Annotated in this window: 16 protein-coding genes; 2 read left to right on the forward strand and 14 right to left on the reverse strand. The window is 68.0% G+C overall.

Going from position 1 to position 17,730, the window contains the following annotated elements; genetic code table 11:
* Positions 1–13 precede the first annotated feature (13 nt).
* The 7 genes from ACXJKM_RS07980 to ACXJKM_RS08010 all read right to left on the reverse strand — a co-directional run bounded on the left by ACXJKM_RS07980 (position 14) and on the right by ACXJKM_RS08010 (position 5,576).
* A complete protein-coding gene (locus tag ACXJKM_RS07980; protein ID WP_457351477.1) occupies positions 14–439 on the reverse strand; it encodes an NUDIX domain-containing protein in 426 nt (141 codons plus the stop codon).
* Entirely contained in the window at positions 436–1,302 is an 867-nt protein-coding gene (locus ACXJKM_RS07985; protein ID WP_056192890.1) for an ATP-binding protein, read from the reverse strand. Before ACXJKM_RS07985 ends, ACXJKM_RS07980 begins: the two co-directional genes overlap by 4 nt.
* A gap of 23 nt (positions 1,303–1,325) precedes the next feature.
* Complete coding sequence (slmA, locus tag ACXJKM_RS07990; RefSeq protein ID WP_056192893.1) at positions 1,326–1,955, reverse strand: nucleoid occlusion factor SlmA; 630 nt, start codon at positions 1,953–1,955, stop codon at positions 1,326–1,328.
* 28 nt (positions 1,956–1,983) lie between these two features.
* Positions 1,984–2,670, reverse strand: a complete 687-nt coding sequence (locus ACXJKM_RS07995) for a response regulator (protein ID WP_056192896.1) — start codon at positions 2,668–2,670, stop codon at positions 1,984–1,986.
* A 77-nt stretch (positions 2,671–2,747) separates the two neighbouring features.
* Positions 2,748–3,434: a pyrimidine 5'-nucleotidase gene (locus tag ACXJKM_RS08000; protein ID WP_457351479.1), complete on the reverse strand. Its 687-nt coding sequence runs from the start codon at positions 3,432–3,434 to the stop codon at positions 2,748–2,750.
* 119 nt (positions 3,435–3,553) lie between these two features.
* The gene (argB, locus tag ACXJKM_RS08005) at positions 3,554–4,459 is read right to left on the reverse strand and encodes an acetylglutamate kinase (RefSeq protein ID WP_457351481.1); all 906 of its coding nucleotides are present in this window, start codon (positions 4,457–4,459) and stop codon (positions 3,554–3,556) included.
* 103 nt (positions 4,460–4,562) lie between these two features.
* Entirely contained in the window at positions 4,563–5,576 is a 1,014-nt protein-coding gene (locus ACXJKM_RS08010; protein WP_235531822.1) for a dienelactone hydrolase family protein, read from the reverse strand.
* Between the two features lie 47 nt (positions 5,577–5,623).
* Here ACXJKM_RS08010 and ACXJKM_RS08015 point away from each other — a divergent pair, with 47 nt between their 5' ends.
* Both ACXJKM_RS08015 and dtd read left to right on the forward strand, forming a co-directional pair.
* Positions 5,624–6,517: a cation diffusion facilitator family transporter gene (locus tag ACXJKM_RS08015; protein ID WP_056192904.1), complete on the forward strand. Its 894-nt coding sequence runs from the start codon at positions 5,624–5,626 to the stop codon at positions 6,515–6,517.
* A complete protein-coding gene (gene dtd / locus ACXJKM_RS08020) occupies positions 6,514–6,954 on the forward strand; it encodes a D-aminoacyl-tRNA deacylase (protein WP_056192908.1) in 441 nt (146 codons plus the stop codon). The genes ACXJKM_RS08015 and dtd overlap by 4 nt, the downstream gene beginning before the upstream one ends.
* Here the strand turns inward: dtd and ACXJKM_RS08025 are convergent.
* The 7 genes from ACXJKM_RS08025 to ACXJKM_RS08055 all read right to left on the reverse strand — a co-directional run bounded on the left by ACXJKM_RS08025 (position 6,951) and on the right by ACXJKM_RS08055 (position 17,729).
* Entirely contained in the window at positions 6,951–7,172 is a 222-nt protein-coding gene (locus ACXJKM_RS08025; RefSeq protein ID WP_056192911.1) for a hypothetical protein, read from the reverse strand. The two genes, dtd and ACXJKM_RS08025, sit on opposite strands and share 4 nt — an antisense overlap.
* Positions 7,173–7,181: 9 nt before the next feature.
* The gene (locus ACXJKM_RS08030; RefSeq protein WP_457351483.1) at positions 7,182–10,463 is read right to left on the reverse strand and encodes a GH36-type glycosyl hydrolase domain-containing protein; all 3,282 of its coding nucleotides are present in this window, start codon (positions 10,461–10,463) and stop codon (positions 7,182–7,184) included.
* Entirely contained in the window at positions 10,460–11,179 is a 720-nt protein-coding gene (locus ACXJKM_RS08035; RefSeq protein ID WP_457351485.1) for a carboxylesterase family protein, read from the reverse strand. The genes ACXJKM_RS08030 and ACXJKM_RS08035 overlap by 4 nt, the downstream gene beginning before the upstream one ends.
* Complete coding sequence (locus tag ACXJKM_RS08040) at positions 11,176–14,067, reverse strand: hypothetical protein (protein ID WP_457351487.1); 2,892 nt, start codon at positions 14,065–14,067, stop codon at positions 11,176–11,178. The genes ACXJKM_RS08035 and ACXJKM_RS08040 overlap by 4 nt, the downstream gene beginning before the upstream one ends.
* A 688-nt stretch (positions 14,068–14,755) precedes the next feature.
* Positions 14,756–15,568, reverse strand: coding sequence for a carbohydrate ABC transporter permease (locus ACXJKM_RS08045; RefSeq protein WP_457351489.1), 813 nt, complete (start codon positions 15,566–15,568; stop codon positions 14,756–14,758).
* Positions 15,565–16,461 carry a carbohydrate ABC transporter permease gene (locus ACXJKM_RS08050; RefSeq protein WP_457351491.1) on the reverse strand — a complete coding sequence of 299 codons (897 nt, stop codon included), beginning with the start codon at positions 16,459–16,461 and terminating at the stop codon, positions 15,565–15,567. Before ACXJKM_RS08050 ends, ACXJKM_RS08045 begins: the two co-directional genes overlap by 4 nt.
* The gene (locus ACXJKM_RS08055; protein ID WP_457351492.1) at positions 16,458–17,729 is read right to left on the reverse strand and encodes a sugar ABC transporter substrate-binding protein; all 1,272 of its coding nucleotides are present in this window, start codon (positions 17,727–17,729) and stop codon (positions 16,458–16,460) included. The genes ACXJKM_RS08050 and ACXJKM_RS08055 overlap by 4 nt, the downstream gene beginning before the upstream one ends.
* Position 17,730: the final 1 nt, after the last annotated feature.

Raw genomic sequence — 17,730 nt, forward strand, 5'->3', positions numbered from 1 at the left:
CGTTTCCATGGTTTCAGTCTAGGTGAGTGGGGCCGACGTGGTTGCGTTCTGCCGCGAACCAGTTCAGGACCGGGATGGTGCCCGGCAGCACAGGCTTGACCTGCACCGGCAGGCTGGCCCAGGCCATCTGCTGGTTCTCCAGCATCTGGAAATCGCCGGTCCACTCGAAGACCTTGCAGAAGTTCAAGCGCACCAACGCATGCGGGTAGTCGAAGATTTCCGTCTTCCAGGGATGCGCGGCGCCGATCTCGATGCCAATCTCCTCGCGCAGCTCACGCGCCAGCGCCTGCTCGATGCTTTCGCCCGGCTCGACCTTGCCGCCCGGGAATTCCCAGTAGCCGGCGTAGACCTTGCCCTCAGGCCGCGAAGTCAGCAGGAACTGGCCGTCAGGCGCGACGAGTACGCCAACCGCCACTTCAGTGATGGGACGTTCGGTCATTCGGCGCGCCCCGCCATGTCACGCGCGAACTGGTAAGCCACACGGCCCGAGCGCGAGCCGCGCTCCAGCGCCCAGATCAGCGCCGGCTGGCGTGCCCCTTCAATGGCGGCGTCGTCCACGCCAAAGTGGCGCAACCACTGCGCCACGATGGCCAGGTATTCGTTCTGGCTGAAGGGGTAGAAGCTGATCCACAGCCCGAAGCGCTCGGACAGCGAAATCTTCTCCTCCACGGCCTCGCCGGGATGGATTTCGCCATGCTCGCCATGGGTGCCCGCAAGGTTGTCGACCATCTTCTCGGGCAGCAGGTGGCGGCGGTTGCTGGTGGCGTAGATCAGCACGTTGTCGGTGGCGGCAGCAACGGAGCCGTCAAGCACGCTCTTCAGCGCCTTGTAGCTGGCCTCGCCTTCGTCGAAGCTCAAGTCATCGCAGAAAACCACGAAGCGCTCCGGGCGGGCCGCAACCTGTTCGACCAGGTCCGGCAGGTCCACCAAGTCGGCCTTGTCGACTTCGATGAGGCGCAGGCCCTGGCTCGAAAACTCGTTGAGCACGGCCTTGATCAGCGAACTCTTGCCCGTGCCCTTGGCGCCCGTCAGGAGCACGTTGTTGGCCGGCTTGCCGGCGACGAACTGGGCGGTATTGCGCAGCAAGCGCTCCTTCTGCGGCTCGACTTCCTGCAGGTCTGACAGGCGGATGCGGCTGACGGCGCGCACCGGCTCAAGCACCAGGGCGCCATGGCGCCGGCGGGCACGAAAGGCGGTGGAAGCAGCCCAGTCGGGCGGCGTGGCGGCGTGGGGCAGAACGGCTTCGAGCCGGGTCAGCAGGCCCTCGGCGCGGGTGAGGAAGGAATCCAGAGCGGCAGACATCGCCGCAGTTTAGGCGGGCAGGCTCAGGCGATCGCCTTGAGCGAGGCTTCGAGCTGCTCCGTCGGCAGCCGCTTGAAGCCCGAGCGGGCATAGCGCTGCAGCCGGCCAATGATGAAGCTGACCCAGACCGAGGCCTGTGCATTGGCCTGCACGGTCGGCGTCAGTGAACCCTGCGCCTCGGCTGCGGCGCGCAGTACCTGGCGCAGCGAGGATTCGATGCGGTCGAAGAACTGGTTCATGCGGGCCACCAGCCGCTCGTTCTCGTAGACCAGGGCGTCGCCCACCATCACCCGCGCCATGCCGGGATTCTTTTCGCCGAACTGCAGGATGACGCTGGCGATGCGCGCGGCCTTGCCAGGCGGCGGCAGGGGATGCGGCGAGTCGGCGATCTGGTTGACCAGGCCGAAGACGCTGCTCTCGATGAAATCGATCAGCGCCTCGAACATCTGCGCCTTGCTGGCGAAGTGGCGGTACAGGGCCGCCTCGCTGACGTCGAGCTTGGCTGCCAGCGCCGCCGTCGTGATGCGGTCGGCGCCCGGCTGCTCCAGCATGCCGGCCAGCACCTGCAGGATCTGCGTGCGGCGCTCGCCGGGCTTGGGGCGCTTCTTGGGGTTGGCAGCGGGGCTGTCGGCGGCGGGCTGGTCGGCGTCCATGCCGGCGATGTTAGGGCCTGTTACAGCCCTAGTCGCGCAGCCAGCCCAGGCGGCGAGCTTCGTAGATCGCTTCCACTTTGGAGCGCACGTGCAGCTTGCGGTAGACCCGCTTGACGTAGGTCATCACCGTGTGCGGCGAGACCTGCATGAACTGCGCGATCTCATCGAAGGTGAAACCCTTGGCCGCCAGGTGCAGCACGCGCGATTCCTGCTCGGACAGGGCGACAACTTCCTCGTCGGCCATCGTCGCGGCCATGGCCTCCGGCGAGGGGCCGGTCGAGTTCTGCGACCCGGGGGCCAGACGCACCAGCAGGCGGCGGGCGATGACGGGGCTGATGGGGCTGCCGCCGGCGCGCAGAGAGCGCAGCTGGCCGGGCAGGTCCAGCGCCAGGCTGTCTTTCAGCAGATAGCCGGTGGCGCCAGCCTCGATGCTGGCGACCACATGCTGCTCATCGCCGAAGACGGAAATGACCATGACCTCGCACTGCGGCCGGGTCTGGGCCGCATGGCGGATCAGCTCGATGCCGCTGCCGCCAGGCAAGTCCAGGTCAACGAGCAGGACGTCGGGCTGCAACTGATCGAACATGCGCCGGCCCTGGGGCAGGTCGGGCGCGATGCCCAGCAGCTCGATGTCGGGCACGCTGCCCAGAGCGTGAGTGAAAGCCTCGCGGAAGCGGGCTTGGTCTTCGACGATCAGGACCGAGAACGGGGACATGGACTCTGTGGACTTTCCAAACGCGCGGAAGCCGCATTGTCAGGTGAGGATACCCCCTCATCCATGAGCGTCTTCCTTCAGAACAGGGGGTAGCGTAACAAGGCTGCCAGGGAACGCACCCGCTGGGTCACGTAGGCCGGGCGGTGCTGCAGGCGCCGGCCATCGGCCGCCTTGCGCAGCCAGYGCTGCATCCAGACGGTGCGCAGCCCCAGGCTGCGGGCCGATTTCTGGTGGATCAGCGTGTCTTCAACGAGGATGCAGCGTTCCGGCTTCAGCTTCAGGCGTGCCAGCACGATACGGAACATGCGCGTATCGGGCTTGGGGCGGGAGTGGCCGAAGATGATCATGTCCTCGACGCAGATCAGGCGCTCGAAGACGCCGGACAGCCCGATGGCCGCCAGCACGCGCTCGGCATAGCTGCGCGGCGCATTGGTCATCAGCAGCTTGCGCCCCGGCAGGCGGCGCAGCGCGGCCAGGTCATGGCCGTGGCCATGCAGATGGGCCTCCAGCCCGGGCAGGCGATGGGTCTCGCTGAGGAAATGCGCCGGCTTCACGCCATGGTGGCGCTGCAGCCCCGTCAGCGTTGCGCCATAGCGCTGCCAGTAGCGGTTGCGCAGAGCGGCGGCCTGCTCTTCCGTCAGGCCGAGGTAGGTGACCATATAGGCCGCCATCGACGCATTCAGCTCGGTGAACGCCCGATGCGAAGCGTTGTGCAGGGTGTCGTCGAGGTCGAACAGCCAGACCGGGTCGCGAGATTTCGTCACCCACCGATCATCGCAAGTCCTCGCCTTCGGCTCAGACGCGGAACGCGCATTCCGTCTCATCGAGACGAAATCATCGCAAGTCCTCCCCTTCGGCTCAGACGCGGCACGAGCATTTCGTCTCATCGAGACGAAATCATCGTGCCGTAGGCCTGMTCGGTCAGYAYCTCCAGCAGCATGGCGTGCGGCACACGGCCGTCGATGATGTGCACGGCATTGACACCGCTCTTGGCCGCGTCAATGGCGCCGGCGATCTTGGGGATCATGCCGCCACTGATGGTGCCGTCGGCCACCAGCTCGTCGATGCGGCGCGGCGTCAGTTCGGTCAGCAGCTCGCCGTTCTTGTCCAGCACGCCGCGGATGTTGGTCAGCATCAGCAGCTTCTCGGCCTGCAGCACCGTGGCCAGCTTGGCGGCGACGACGTCAGCGTTGATGTTGTAGCTCTCGTTGTGCTCGCCAAAGCCGATGGGGCTGACGACGGGGATGAACTGGTCGTCCTGCAGGGCCTTCACGACGCTGGGGTCGATGGCGACGATGTCGCCGACCTGGCCGACGTCGTGCTCCTTGGCTGGGTCGTCCTTGTCCATCATCTTGAGCTTCTTCGCGCGGATCATGCCGCCGTCGCGGCCCGTGAGGCCCACGGCCTTGCCGCCGGCGGCATTGATGAGGCCGACGATGTCCTGCTGCACCTGGCCGGCCAGCACCCACTCGACGACCTCCATGGTTTCCTCGTCGGTGACGCGCATGCCCTGCACGAACTCGCCTTTCTTGCCCAGGCGGCTCAAGGCGCCTTCGATCTGCGGCCCGCCGCCGTGCACGACGATGGGGTTCAGGCCCACGAGCTTGAGCAGCACCACGTCCTCGGCGAAGTCCTGCTGCAGGCCCGGGTCGGTCATCGCATTGCCGCCGTATTTGATGACGATGGTCTTGCCGTGGAACTTGCGGATGTAAGGCAGGGCCTGCGAAAGGATCTCGGCCTTCTCGCGCGGGGCGATGTGGGAGACGTCGGTGGTATGGGGGGTGGTCATGCAGCGGACTCCGGAAAGCAGCAGGCGGATTCTAGGGACGCCGCCATGGCGGTTGCTCCCATGACCCGCCAGCTTGAGGATGCATCCGGCGCATGCCCGCGGGTCACTTGCCGGCGAAAAACACCTGCCGCACGAAGGCCTTCACATCCGCTCGCGATTGCCGGAAGGCCGATTCGTTGCGCCCGACATGCACGCCCCGGATGACGCAGCTGTCGAAGAACTCCCCAAGCCTCGCCGCGTCGATGGTCGCGCCGGTTCGCTCGGCCGTGATCTTCCACGCCTCGATGTCCCAGCGCAGCACGCCGCAGGGCGCTGCCGACGTGGCCCCCTCCAGCAGGAAGGGCTGGTACATGGCGTCCCAGGAATGCGGCGCCCCGGCGTAGTTGATGGTGCGAGCCGGCGTGCCCGCCTCGGCGTAGCGCTCGGCCAACTGCTCGCAGGGCCGCGCCGTGGCGTAGTCGTCTTCAGCGCCGACGAGGTTGAGCAGCGGCGCCTTCGTCACTCGCGGCGACCAGTAGACCTGGTTGCATCCCGCGTACACCGGGATGTGCAGGGCGAAGCTCAGGTCACTCTTCACCACGGCACGGCGCAGCGGTTCGATGGCGGTCTGGAAGGCCACGCTTCCGCCGCGCGAGAAGCCCATGATGCCGATACGGGAAGCATCGATGCGTGGATGACCGGCGAGCAGCATCAGCGCCTGGAAGGCGTCCATCAGGTCGGCCGAGTAGGGAACAAGCGTCTGGTTCTCCGCCGTGCGCTTGACGCCGCGCGCCTCAAAGACGTGGACGACGAAGGTAGCGACGCCGATGTCGTTCAAGGCGTCGACCCATTGCGACATGCTGCTCTCCACGCCGGCGCTGCCATGCATCAGCACCATGGCCGGGACCTTGTCGCCGGCGCCCCTGGGCAGGCTCAGTTCGCCCCAGACGCGCTGCGCCGCCCAGTTCTGGCGGCGCTCGCGGGCGAGGTCGAACATGGTCTTGGGCGTGAAGCTGTCGAAGTCGATGCGCCCCTGCGTATCGGGTTTCAGGTCCTGGGCCGGCGTCGCGAACGGCAACGCCAGCAACAGCATGGCCAGCAGGCTGGCCGCAACGCGTATCAAAGCGGCATTCATCATGGCACCCATTCTGCGGGGGCCTGCTGCGCGCCGCTGACAATGCCGCCATGCAAGCCAGCGCCTATCTCAAGCTCTCGGTCGCAGTCGCCCTCGTGACCATTGCGCTGAAGACCGCCGCCTGGTGGTGGACGGGCTCGGTCAGCCTGGCGGCCGACGCGTTGGAGTCCCTCGTCAACCTGGCCGGCGCCGTGTTCGCCCTGGCCATGGTGACGCTGGCCGCCCAGCCACCGGATGAAGGCCACCCCTATGGTCACCACAAGGCCGAATACTTCTCCAGCGGGTTCGAGGGCATCCTCATCATCGCGGCCGGCCTGGGCATCCTGTGGGGCGCTGCAGACCGCTGGCAACACCCCCAGGCTCTGGAAGCCATCGGCGTCGGCGTCACGCTGGCCGTCGTCAGCTCGGCGTTGAACGGTGCCATGGCCTGGGCCATGCTGCGCAAGGCACGCGAGGTGCGCTCGGTGGCACTGGAGGGCGATGCGCGCCACCTGATCACCGACGTCTGGACCTCGGCCGGTGTCGTGGCCGGGCTGCTGGGTGTCATGGCCACCGGCTGGCAATGGCTGGACCCGTTGCTGGCCATCATCGTGGCGCTGAACATCCTGCGCGAAGGCGTGCATCTGATGCGCGAGTCCACCGGTGGCCTGATGGACCAGGCCCTGGACGCCGAATCCATGACTCAGGTGATGGCGGTGCTGGACGGCTTTATCCATCCGCACGCCATCCGCTTCGACCACATCGCCAGCCGCGTGGCCGGCCAGCGTCGCTTCATCGACCTGCACATGCACATGCCGGCCAGCTGGACTCTGGGCCGCGCCGCGGCGCTGCGCGTGGACGTCGAGCAGGCGCTGATGAGTGCCGTGCCCGGGCTGCGCGCCAGCATCCAGCTGCTGCCCATGGACGTCGAGGCGCACAACATGGACGAGGAGGACCTGGTTTGATCGCGGTATTGCAACGGGTGCGCGAGGCACGCGTCGAAGTGGGCGGTGCTGTTGTCGGCGCCATCGGCCCGGGCTTGCTGATGCTGGTCTGCGCCGAACCCACCGACAGCGAGGCGACCGCCGAGAAGCTGATCACCAAGGTGCTGAAGCTGCGCGTCTTCAGCGACGACGCCGGCAAGATGAACCGCAGCCTGCAGGACGTGGCCGGCGGCCTGCTCATCGTCAGCCAGTTCACGCTGGCGGCCGACACGAGTGCCGGCAACCGGCCGAGCTTCACGGGCGCTGCTCCGGCGGAGCCGGGACGCCGGCTCTACGAGCACGCGCTGGCGTTTGCACGAAGCCAGCACCCTGTCGTCGCCAATGGCGAGTTCGGTGCCGACATGCAGGTCCACCTCATCAACGACGGCCCCGTCACCATCCCGATACGGATGGTTTAGGGATCCTTGAAGACGAGTTTGCACTGGCGCTTGTAGGCCCACCAGGCCGAGACCGTCGCCGTCATCAACGCCGTGAGCGCCGCCCAGGTCAGCACGGACCGGTAGGACGCCTCCTGTCCGCCATGCTGCAGGGCTTCGATGCCGCCCAGCACGGCGCATGCCAGCACGAACACCTGCAGGAAGCGCAAGAGCCAGAACTTCGCAAGGATCTTCACCACGAGGATCTCCTACCCGATCTCTATCGTCAGCCGCGACAGGCTGCCTGGCACAGGCCGCGCCAGCGCCAGTCCAGCCATGCGGTAGGCGTTCGCGCGCCGCATGGCCGGCAGCTCGGCGCCCGCCTCGTCCCGCACCCGCTCCACACCATATCCGCGCGAGCCGACGCGGTAGGTCAGCTCGAAGCGCAAGTCCGCCAGCACCAGCTGCACGGTGAGCCCGTCCAGCAACGGCGGCATGACAGGATCGACGACGAGGGCGCCCTGCTCCAGCCGCAGGCCGAGCAGCGAGTTGATGACCAGACCCAGCGCGATGCCCGGGCCGCTGGAATAGATGCGCCAGCCGCCGTCCAGCGCCACCTCGCCGGCCAGCGCTCGGCCGTAATGGGCCTGGGCCTCGTAGCGGTCGGGGAAGGAGGCATCGGAGCTGGAGTAGTAGCAATTGGCCTGGCGCCGGCTCGCGCTGGGCACGCGGTCGGTCAGTGCAATCGGGTGGGCCAGCGCGAGCGCCTGCAGGAAGGCTTCGGCGTGACCGAGATGGGCCAGCATCTGGGCATAGCGCAGATGGGCGTGCATGTACATGATGCCGATCTCGCGGCCGAAGAAGGTGCTGGTCTCGGCGCGCTGGAACAGCTGCGACGGGCCACCGCGATAGGGTAGCGGCGCGTCGAACAGGCGGGCACCATCGGGGCCCTTCAGATGCTGCTCGATCAGCGCGGCCTGGATGGCGGCCTGCTCAGGGGTGAAGAGCTCGTCGATGACGGCATGCATCATCGGCAGCAGGCTGTAGCGCAGGCCGGTGCGGGTGTCCTGCGGGTGGATCCACAGCTCGCGCTCGCCCTGCTCAGGGAAAAGTGCATAGCCAGCGACGACATCGTCCTGCACCAGCAGGCGCTGGAACTCGGCGCGCACGCCCATGGCCTCGGCGGTCAGCGCGGCGGCGTCATGGGCTCGGCCGATCTGCGTGAAGGCCGTCGCCAGCGTGTGCAGCATCTGGTGGTGCAGCGTCACGGTCCAGGCGCTGCACAGGCGCTCGCGCAGCGCCGGGTCAGCCGGCTGCAGCGAGTCGTTCCAGTCGCCATGCCAGTAGGCGGCCAGCCCCGTGCCGGGTACGACGCGCTGGCGGATCAGCGCCAGCGCCCGCTCCACATGCGCCGCCAGCGCGGCCGGCTCGCCACCATGGAAAGGCAGCACCTCATCGAGCAAGCCGGTGTCGCCGCTGGCGATGAGGTATTGCGCCAGGCCCAGCAGCGGCCAGAAGACGATGTCGCCATGCGAGTCGCCGGCACGGATCTTGGCCTCGCGCTCGAAAAACATGAACCACTGCGGCCAATCGCCATCCGGGTTCTGGTTGCTGAAGACACGCAGCAGCAGATCGCGCACCGGTGCGGTCTGGCCCAGGGCCAGCAGCATTTCCAGCGGCCCCTGGCAGACATCGCGCGTGCCCCAACCGCCGCCCGAATACTGTTCCAGACCGCGCGGCGACAGGTAGTGCACCAGGGCGTTGTGGGCATACCAGGGCAGGATGTCGCTCAACTGCGCCAAGGCCGGGTGTTGCCACTGCGGCAGCGTGAGCGGCTGGGCGGGTGGTGGCACAGTGTCGAGCAGCTCGCCGCGCAGCGTCAGCGAAAACGCCGACGCCGGCGAGAAGTCGAGGCAGACCAGCGGCTCGCCGCGGCTGACACCGTCGTCGAACAGCCGGCCGTCGTCGCCCACGATGGCCAGGCCCGACGCGTCGATGACGAGGCCGCCACCGGGAAAGCGCTCCGCCAGCTCGCTGCCTTCGGGCGGCGTGATGCGCAGCCGGCTGCCACTGTGCTCCCACACGGGCTTGAATGGCGCGGCGCCATCGTCACCGCCCACGGCCAGGTTGAGGCTGGCCCGCAGGCGCAGCGCCCGGCCCTTGAGCATGCGCACGCTCAGCGCCATCGCATCCGGCGTGGCGCCGGCCGACGCGACGACCTCGATGACGCCGGCATCAAAGGCATACAGCCAGCGGCAACGCTGCGGCTGGATCTCGAAAGCCGACGGCAGGCCGAGCAGCAGCCAGTCGCTCACCTGTGGCTGCACGAACAACCGCAGGCCGGCCGTGCAGAACAGGCCGAGCAGGCTGCGCTGCGTGGACAGCAGACGGTTGATGCTGACATGGCCCTGGGTCAGCATGGAATGGAAGACACCGCCCATCCAGCAGGTGGACGTCAGCGCGCCTTCGTCAGGCACGAGATGGTCGCCGCTGCGCAGGATGTGGCCGTGGGGCCGCTGCACCAGCAGTTCCTTGGCGCGCAACACGACGTGGGTCGCCTCGCCGGTGAAGAAACTCAAGCGCTGGTTGCCCTGCCATTCCTCATGGCGACGCTCGCCTGGGATGTAGGCGGCCAGGTCCTCGTCGCTGAAGTCCCGGCTGGCCAGCATCGATGCGCTGGCGAACAGGCTGGGCGCCGGCAAGAGGCCCGGCGCGTCCAGCATGTTGGATGGCTGGGCCTCGGGCAGCGCCAGCAGCGTGGGCAGCCGGGCCAGGTCGGCGTCGCTGCTGGCCCCGGGATGATGGGCTTGCAGCGCCAGGAAAAAGCCCGCCGCCGCGCGCTCACCGGGCGCGAGCGGCAGGGCCTCGTCCTGCAACCCGACCAGGGCGTGCTCGTGCTGCAGGCGCTGCCCCGGCAGGCCGCTCAACAGCCCTGGCGGCCAGGCGCCCTCAAGCGCGGCATGGCCCCAGACCTGGCTGGCATCGGTCGCAAAACTCTCCGCGCGGCGCAACGAGCCGGCCAGCAGCCAGGGGTGCTTGCCGCCCTGCGCCTGGTTCTGGCGCGCGGCCAGCAGCACGCCGTGGCCGGGGTGCTGCAGCGGCTGCAGGTCGATGTAGTGGCTGACATAGAACTCGTTGGTGCGCGCGGCGCCATAGTCGGCCAGGCCCACGTCCTGCACCAGCACGGGTGCAATCTCGCAGGCGGTGTCGCTAACGTTCGCGGCCTGCAGATGCCAGAACAGCACGAGCTCATCTGCGGCCAGGCGCAGTTGCAGGCGCAGGGCCAGGCCGTCCCACTCACCGCGCATCTCGAAGGCACCTTCGTCGGTGTGCGCGCTCAGCGGCGAGAGCGGCCCCAGCAGCGCTGCGATGCGCCAATTGCCGCCCGCATCGCGCCGGCGCAGCCAGACATTGGCCGGCCCGCCTTCCAGCTCGTTGCCGGGGAAGAGGTTGAGCATCAGCGCCGGCCCGAACATCAGGCGGCGCAGCGCGCCATGGGACAGCAGCTCGGCCTCGAGGCCGACTTTGTTGCCAAGGGAGTGAACGGTCATGTTTGTCGCTGCGCCAACAGCCAGGGCAGCAGTCCAGGATCTTGATAGGCCGGCGTCCAGGAGTCGTGGCCGACACCGGGGTAGATGGTCAGTGATGCAGTGCCACCGGCCGCGCGCAGCGCCTCGACACAGGCGATGTGCGGCGCCAACGGCACGACTTGGTCCTGCTCGCCGTGATAGCCGCGCACCGGCACGCCGCGCATGGCGGACACCTTGGCCGGATCGCCAAAGCCGCAGACAGGTGCGATGGCCGCGAGGTCGCGCGGGAAGGCCGTGGCCCAGTGCCACACGCCGAAGCCGCCGAGGGACAGACCGGTACCGACGCAGCGCTGCGGATCGATATTGAGCCTGGCCTTGAGGGCGCCGAGCAGCTTGTGCAAGCGCTCGGGGTCCCAACGCAGGTTGTCCTCGAGCTGCGGGCTGACAACGATGCACGGATAGTCGGCGCCGACGGCGACCAGCTTGGGCGGGCCGTGGACCTTGACCTTCTCCAGGTCGGTGCCACGCTCGCCCGAGCCGTGCAGAAAGACAACCAGCGGCCAGGCTTCGGTGCGTCGGCTGTATTCGCGCGGCAGCCAGATCCAGAAGCGCTGGCCTTCGAGCTCCCAGGCGCGCTGCTCGCCGGCGGCCAGGCCGGCAGGCGTGGGCGGCAAAGCCGCGCAGGCGCTGAGCAGAGCCGGCGTCGTCAACAGCAACTGGCGGCGGTTCATCGTCATGGTGTGGGCTCCAGCTGGATGGTGGTGGCGTTGGCGGGCAGGGGCAGTTCGCGATCCTGCCAGCTCAGGCCCTGAGTCTCGACGTTAGCGCTCGGCAACCGCTCCGTACCCGGCCAGGCCAGGCGCAATTCACCAGGCAGTCGTTCGGGCCGGCGGTCGATATGCAGCGTCCAGCCGCCATCGGCGCGCCTGAGCAACCGGTAGTCGAGGCGGCCCCAGGCGGTGGACAGGCCAGCCACGCCGATGTCACCGGCCGCACGCCAGGCTGGCGACAAGCCAGCGCCGAGCACGAGGCTGCCAGTGGCTTCGCGCTCGTAGGCCAGCAGGTCCAGGGCCGCGCGCAGGTAGTCGGACGAGATCCAGGCATGCGGCATGTCGCCCAGGAAGCGGGCCTCGCGCGCATCGGGCCGCACCACCTCGGCCCACTGGTTCCAGCCCATCGGGCGCTGGTGCGTGAAGAACCAGGCCAGCAGCCGGTGCGCTTCATCCACCCGACCCAGGCGCACCAGGGCGCTGACATTGCGCAGTTCGTAGGGCGTGTAGTCCGCCCAGGCCTTGCGACCCGTGATGCGGGCCTCGGCTTCCAACACATAGCGGTCGAAGGTGCCGCGCAACAGCTCGGGTGGCAGCTTGTCGGCCTGGGCCGGGTTGAGGGCCATGGTCGTCGACGTCGCGTCGAAGTCGCCGCGGTCGGCGGCGCCGGCGATGTGGTCCAGCTTGTAGTGCCGGGCGGTCGCGATGATGGAGGCGCTCAGTTCGGCCTCGAACTCGTCACGCGACACCGCCCAGCGCACGGCCTGCGCGGTGTCACCCAGGGCCTGGGCAATCTGCACCGCGTCCTTGTAGCCGCGCAAGGCCCAGAAGTCGTCCCAATAGGAATAGGCCGGCTTGTCGCTGTAGCCCTCGTGGCTGATGGACGGCGGCATCAGCCCCTTGAAGCGCGGGTCGGCACCCGGCTTGCGTTCACTCTGGCGCAGGGCCTCCATCCACGCCACGACGCGCTGCACCTTGGGCCAGTGGCGCTCCAGCAGCGCGCGATCCTGGGTGTGACGCCAGAGCTCGGCGACGGCAAACAGGTATTGGCCGTGGCTGTCGTTCTCGACGACGGGGTCGGCGCCGCGCTGGTCGACGCAGCAGGGCACCTTGCCCGACTCGAAGATATAGCCGCCATACCAGTCGACGAACTCGCGCGCGGCCTGGGCCTCACCCATGCGCACGAGGCCGGCCACCATCATGGCGCCATCGCGCACCCACGAGCGGGCATAGGAGCGCGTGCCGGGGCGCAGTGCGGGGCCGTCGCGGGACACGAGGATCTGCGCCAGCGCGCTGCGCATGGTGTCGGCGATGGGCTGGGCCTGGGGCGGCAGGTTCAGTTCCAGCACGCCGAGGCGGTCGCGCCATTGCGCGGCGGCGACGGCCAGGCGGGTGTCGAGGGCCCCCGCATCACCGCCCGTCACCCAGCCCAGGCTGCGTGCCTCGCCCGGTGCGAGTTCGATGTCGAAGCGCATCAGCGCGGAGGGCAGTAGCTCGGCGTCCGCCAGTTGCGTGAGGAGCGGCGCCTGCAGCAGCGTGGCGAAGCCGGGGCCGGCGCTCCACGACGCGGCGCGCACTTCGGCCGGCGTCTCGCGTGGCTGGATGGCCAGGCCGGCAGCAGTCAACTTGCCATCGGCCCAGGCCACGGTGGGCAGAGGACTGATGCCTCCTTGCGTCGACAGGAATTGCTGCGGCGGGTTGACCTGCCAGGGGCGCAATGCCAGCAGCAGCGAGTAGCGCTGCGGTTTGCTGGTCGGGTTGCGTAGCGTGTAGCGGGCCAGCAGCTGCGGCGCCTTGGCCGGACCGTCGGCACCGGCTTCGACGCGCAACTCGACGTCTGCATGCTGCCACCGAACGACCGGCAAGGCGTGCTCGATGAGGCTGCGCCCCGTGCGCACCTGAGCCCAAGTGACGAGACGACCATCAGCCAGGCGCACGGTCGGCTCGATGCTGGGGCCGCCGCGGGTCAGCTCGATGGCGCCGTCCTCGCTGACCAGGCCGGAGCGCTGGGCACCGCCATCCACGCCGACGACGGTCCAGTAATTCTGTTCGCCGAGGAAGGCCCGCGGCAGCTCGCCGCGCGGCAGGGACTTGGCCAGCTCAGCGACGGCGGCGTTGCGGTCCGGCCATTGCGCGGCGTCACGCAACTCGACCTCAGGCGGCTTTTTTCCTTCGTAACGCAGGCGCAGCCAGCGCCATTCCTGCTCGCCGAGGAACAGCGCGCGGCCGGGCTGGGTGGACAGCGTCTTCCAGCGCCGGTTGTCGTCGGAGACCTCGACGCGCATGGCCGCGCCGCTGGCAAACCACAGGCCGTTGAACTCGCGCAAGGTCTGGAAGTCCAGCGTCATCTCGCTGGCGCCCAGCCTGCGGCGCGGCTCCGGCCAGGCTTTGGGCGCAGGCTCGCGCGGCTCCAGGCCCAGGGCGCCGATACACAAGGCCCCTGCCCCGCCACCGCCCTGCTGGCCGGCAACGACGACGAACTCGATGAACTGGCTGCGCTTGAGCACGCGGTCCTCGGTCGGCCCCCAGGCGAAGGCGACGTGGCGGCGCTTGAAGCGCGTCTCGGTCAACGTTTCTGGCAATGCGAGCGCCGGGCGATTGATCCACCAGACGTTGTCGCCGCTGGCGTCGACGAACTTGATCTGCACGTCGTTGCCGGTGGTCTTGCCCTTGAGCTGGGTGGTCAGCGCGAAGTCGGCCGGCCAGTCCAGCGGCAGTTCGCGGCGCAGCACGGCATAGCCGGAGACGCCGGCAAAGTCGTAGTCGAGGCAGAGGGAGTCGTCGCGAGAGTCTTGTCGAAGGGTAGCCTTGACCTGGTCGGAGGCGGTGGCTTTCCAGCGGGTGGCGTCCTTCATGTCATCGAGGATGGCGGCGTGAGACGCAAGGCACGCGAGCAGGGTGCAAGTCAGCAAGACGTAGAGAAACCTTCTCATGGCTTGGCGGCTGCAGGTTGAGAGGTAAGGCCCATGCCGGGAGTTCGCCCCGGCGGGCGACCTACTTTCTTGTGCGAACAAGAAAGTAGGCAAAGAAGTCGCCCCCGAACCGCCCGCCCCTTTGCTTCGCAGCGGGGTGCCCTGCGGTACTCAGCCCTTGAGGCCCCGCGCAAAACTCCCTTCGCTACGCTGCGGTCAAACAGTTGCGCGGAGTCAGTTCTTGAGGCGCGCTGCGCGCGCGGCCTCAAGGTCTTGCGTTCCTCGGCGGGCTCAAAGGGGGGGAGAAAACCACCTCGGTGCGAACGGCTTTCGGGTTTGGCTGTTGGCTGTTCGGCTGTTTCGAGAACTCCCCTTCTAAACCGCCGAGAAGCGCAGGAGCCCGGGGCGCGAGCGCAGCGAGCCTCAAGCTCTGACTTCGCGCCCCTTTGTTTGAACGCAGCGTAGCGAAGTGAGTTGGGCGCGGCCCCGGGTTCAGAGCATCGCAGGGAACCCCGCAGGGGCGGTTTCGCAGGGGCGACTTTTTGCCTTCTTTTTGGTCGCTCAAAAAGAAGGTCGCCCGCCGGGGCGAACTCCCGGCTGGGCATAGGCACAAAGCCTCTGCAACGGGCCGTCATTTCACACTCCCCATCAACAGCCCCTGCATGTAATACCTCTGCAGCGCCACAAACAACCCCAGCACCGGCAGCACGGTGATCACCGCCCCCGCCATCATCAGCTCGCTGTCGTTCACATGCTCCCGCGACAACGCAGCCAATGCGACTGGCAGCGTGTGCATCTCGCCATCCGTCAACACGATCAACGGCCACATGAAGTCGTTCCAGCTTCCTAAGAAAGCAAACACCGCCAGCGTCACCAACACCGGCTTCAACGTCGGTAACACGATGTTCCAGAAGATGCGCCACTCGCCGGCCCCATCCAGACGGGCCGCTTCCAGCAACTCATCCGGCACGCCGCGCGCGTACTGGCGCACGAGGAAGATGCCGAAGATGCCGGCCATGCTGGGGATGAGCACGCCCATCCAGGTGTTCACCAGGCCCATGCCCTTAAGCATCAGGAACAGCGGCAGCATCGCCACCTGCCCCGGGATGACCAACGCCGCAATCAGCAGACCGAACACCTGCTCACGATGCCGAAACCGCAACTTGGCGAACGAGTAGCCCGCCAGCGTGTTGAAGCTCACCGACAGCAGCGTGCTCACAACGGCCAACCCCAGGCTGTTGACGAAGGCGCGCTTGAGGCCGCCATCGCCGAGCAACAGCCGGTAGTGCGCCAGTGTCGGTTCGTGCGGCACCAAAGGCGGCGGCAGACTGGACGCGCTGCCGGCCGGCATCAGCGACACGCAGACCATCCAGACCAGCGGGAAGGCCGCCAGCGCCGCAAAGGCCCACAGCAGGCCGTTGATGAGCAGGGCCCTGGGCTTCATGCGCCCTCCCCCGTCAGCCGCCGCTGCACGACGATCAGGCCCTTGCTGACCACCACAATGACGACGAAGAGCACGAAGGCCACCGCCGAGGCCAGGCCCAGGTTCCACCACTTGAAGCCTTCTTCGTACATCAGGTAGAGCACGCTGACCGTGCTCTGCAGCGGGCCGCCCTGGGTCATCACGTAGGGCTCGGCAAAAAGCTGGAAATAGCCGGCCGTCGTCAGGATGGTGACCATCAGCAGCGTCGGCGCGATGCTGGCCAGCGTGATGTAGCGGAACTGGGCCCAGCTGCGCGCGCCGTCCAGCCGCGCGGCTTCGTACAGGTCGTGCGGCACGGCCTGCAGCGCGGCGATGAAGATGATCATGTTGCCGCCGAAGTTCTTCCAGGCGGCGAACAGGATGATGGTGGGCATGGACCAGTGCGGGTCGCCCAGCCAGTCGACGGGGTCCAGGCCCAGGGACTGCAGCGTGTAGTTCACCAGACCGTATTTGACGTGGAAGAGATAGCGCCAGATGACGGCGACGGCCACCAGCGTAGTCACCACGGGGGCGAACAAGGCGGTGCGCAGCAGCGGCTTGAAACGCACCAGCTTCGACTGCAGCAGCACGGCCGCGGCCAGCGACACGCCGATCGACAGCGGCACGCCGAGCACGACGAAGTAGAGGGTATTGCCCAGCGCCTTCCAGAACAGCGGCAGGCTCAACACGTGCACATAGTTGTCCCAGCCTTGCCAGCGCAGGTTGCGCAGGTCGGCCAGCGCATAGATGTCGAAATCGGTGAGGCTCAACGCAAGGCCGGCGAAGACGGGCACGCCAAAGAACAGCGCGATGACGATCAGCGCCGGGGCGGCGAAGGCCCAGGCGGCGAGGGATTCGCGACCACTGTGCTTCATGCGGCGGTCTTTCGGTCCAGCATCCAGCGGCGCTTTTCCAGGATGCCGTCGACGAGGGCATCCAGCGAACGCACCGTCGTGTCGAGGTCGGTCACGCCGTGCACCGCGCGCGTGGCCGCGAGCTGCATCTCCTTCTCGATGCGCTCCCATTCCGGCACGGCCGGCGCCGCGCGCACGCGCTCGAGCTGGCGGCGGAAGGCGGCGGCGTGGCGGTCCTCGGCCAGCGTGGCGCCGTTCAAAGGCAGGGCCCAGGCACCGCGCCGCGCCGGCAGGTCGCCCGTCAGGCGGTAGAACTCGAGCTGCACGTCGGGCCGGCTCAGGTAGCTGATCAGCGCCCAGACTTCGGGCTTGTGGCGCGAGCGCTTGAACATGGCAAGGCTGGCACCACCGGCGATGGAAACGCCGGGGCCGTCCGGGCCAGGCAGCTCGGCGGTGATCCAGGCATTGGCCAGTTCGGCCGGCAGGCGGCGCTTGAACTCGCCGATGTCCCAGGGCCCCGACATGTAGAAGGCGAAGTTGCCGCGGCCGAACTCCTGCCAGAGGTTGCCGATCTGCACCTCGCTGACGCCGGGCGCCTCGCCGCGCTGGAAGCGCTCCAGGTAGAAGGACAAAGCCTTGCGAAAGCCCGGGCCTGAGAAGTTGCCATAGCGGCCGCCGTCGCGCAGCACCTCGCCCGGCTGCTGCAGGGCCAAGGCAAGCAGCGGCGCGGATTCGTTGGTCGGCAGCAGGATGGGTTTGTCCATGCCCTGCTCGCGCAGCCGGGCCAGCGCGGCGCGCCAGTCATCCCAACTCACAGGCATGGCCTTGATGCCGGCCTTGGCCAGCAGATCCTGGCGCACAAACATCAGCCGCGTGTCGACATACCAGGGCAGGCCCACGCGCTGGCCGCCGGCCAGGTTGGTGGCCCAGATGCCTTCGAAATAGTCCGTCACCTGCAGCGACGGCGTGCGCGCCAGCCAGGGCTCCAGCGGCTCCAGCGCGCCCAGGGCCTGCATCTCGGGTAGCCAGGTGTTGCCGACCTGGGCCAGATCGGGCGTGGCGTCGCCAGCGAATGCCGTCAGCAGCTTCTCGTGCGCGGCCGTCCAGGGGAGTTGCTCGACCTTGACGCGCACGCCGGGGTGTTCGCGCTCGAAGCCGGGCATCAGCTCAGCCACGACCTCGCTCTCGCGGCCCATAGCCCAGAAGCGCAGTGTCGTCGTGCCGTCGTGACGCGCGCAGCCAGTCAGGGCCGCGGCGGCGGAAGCGCTGAGCATGTCACGGCGGCGCATG

This window comes from Roseateles sp. P5_D6, from assembly GCF_054049415.1.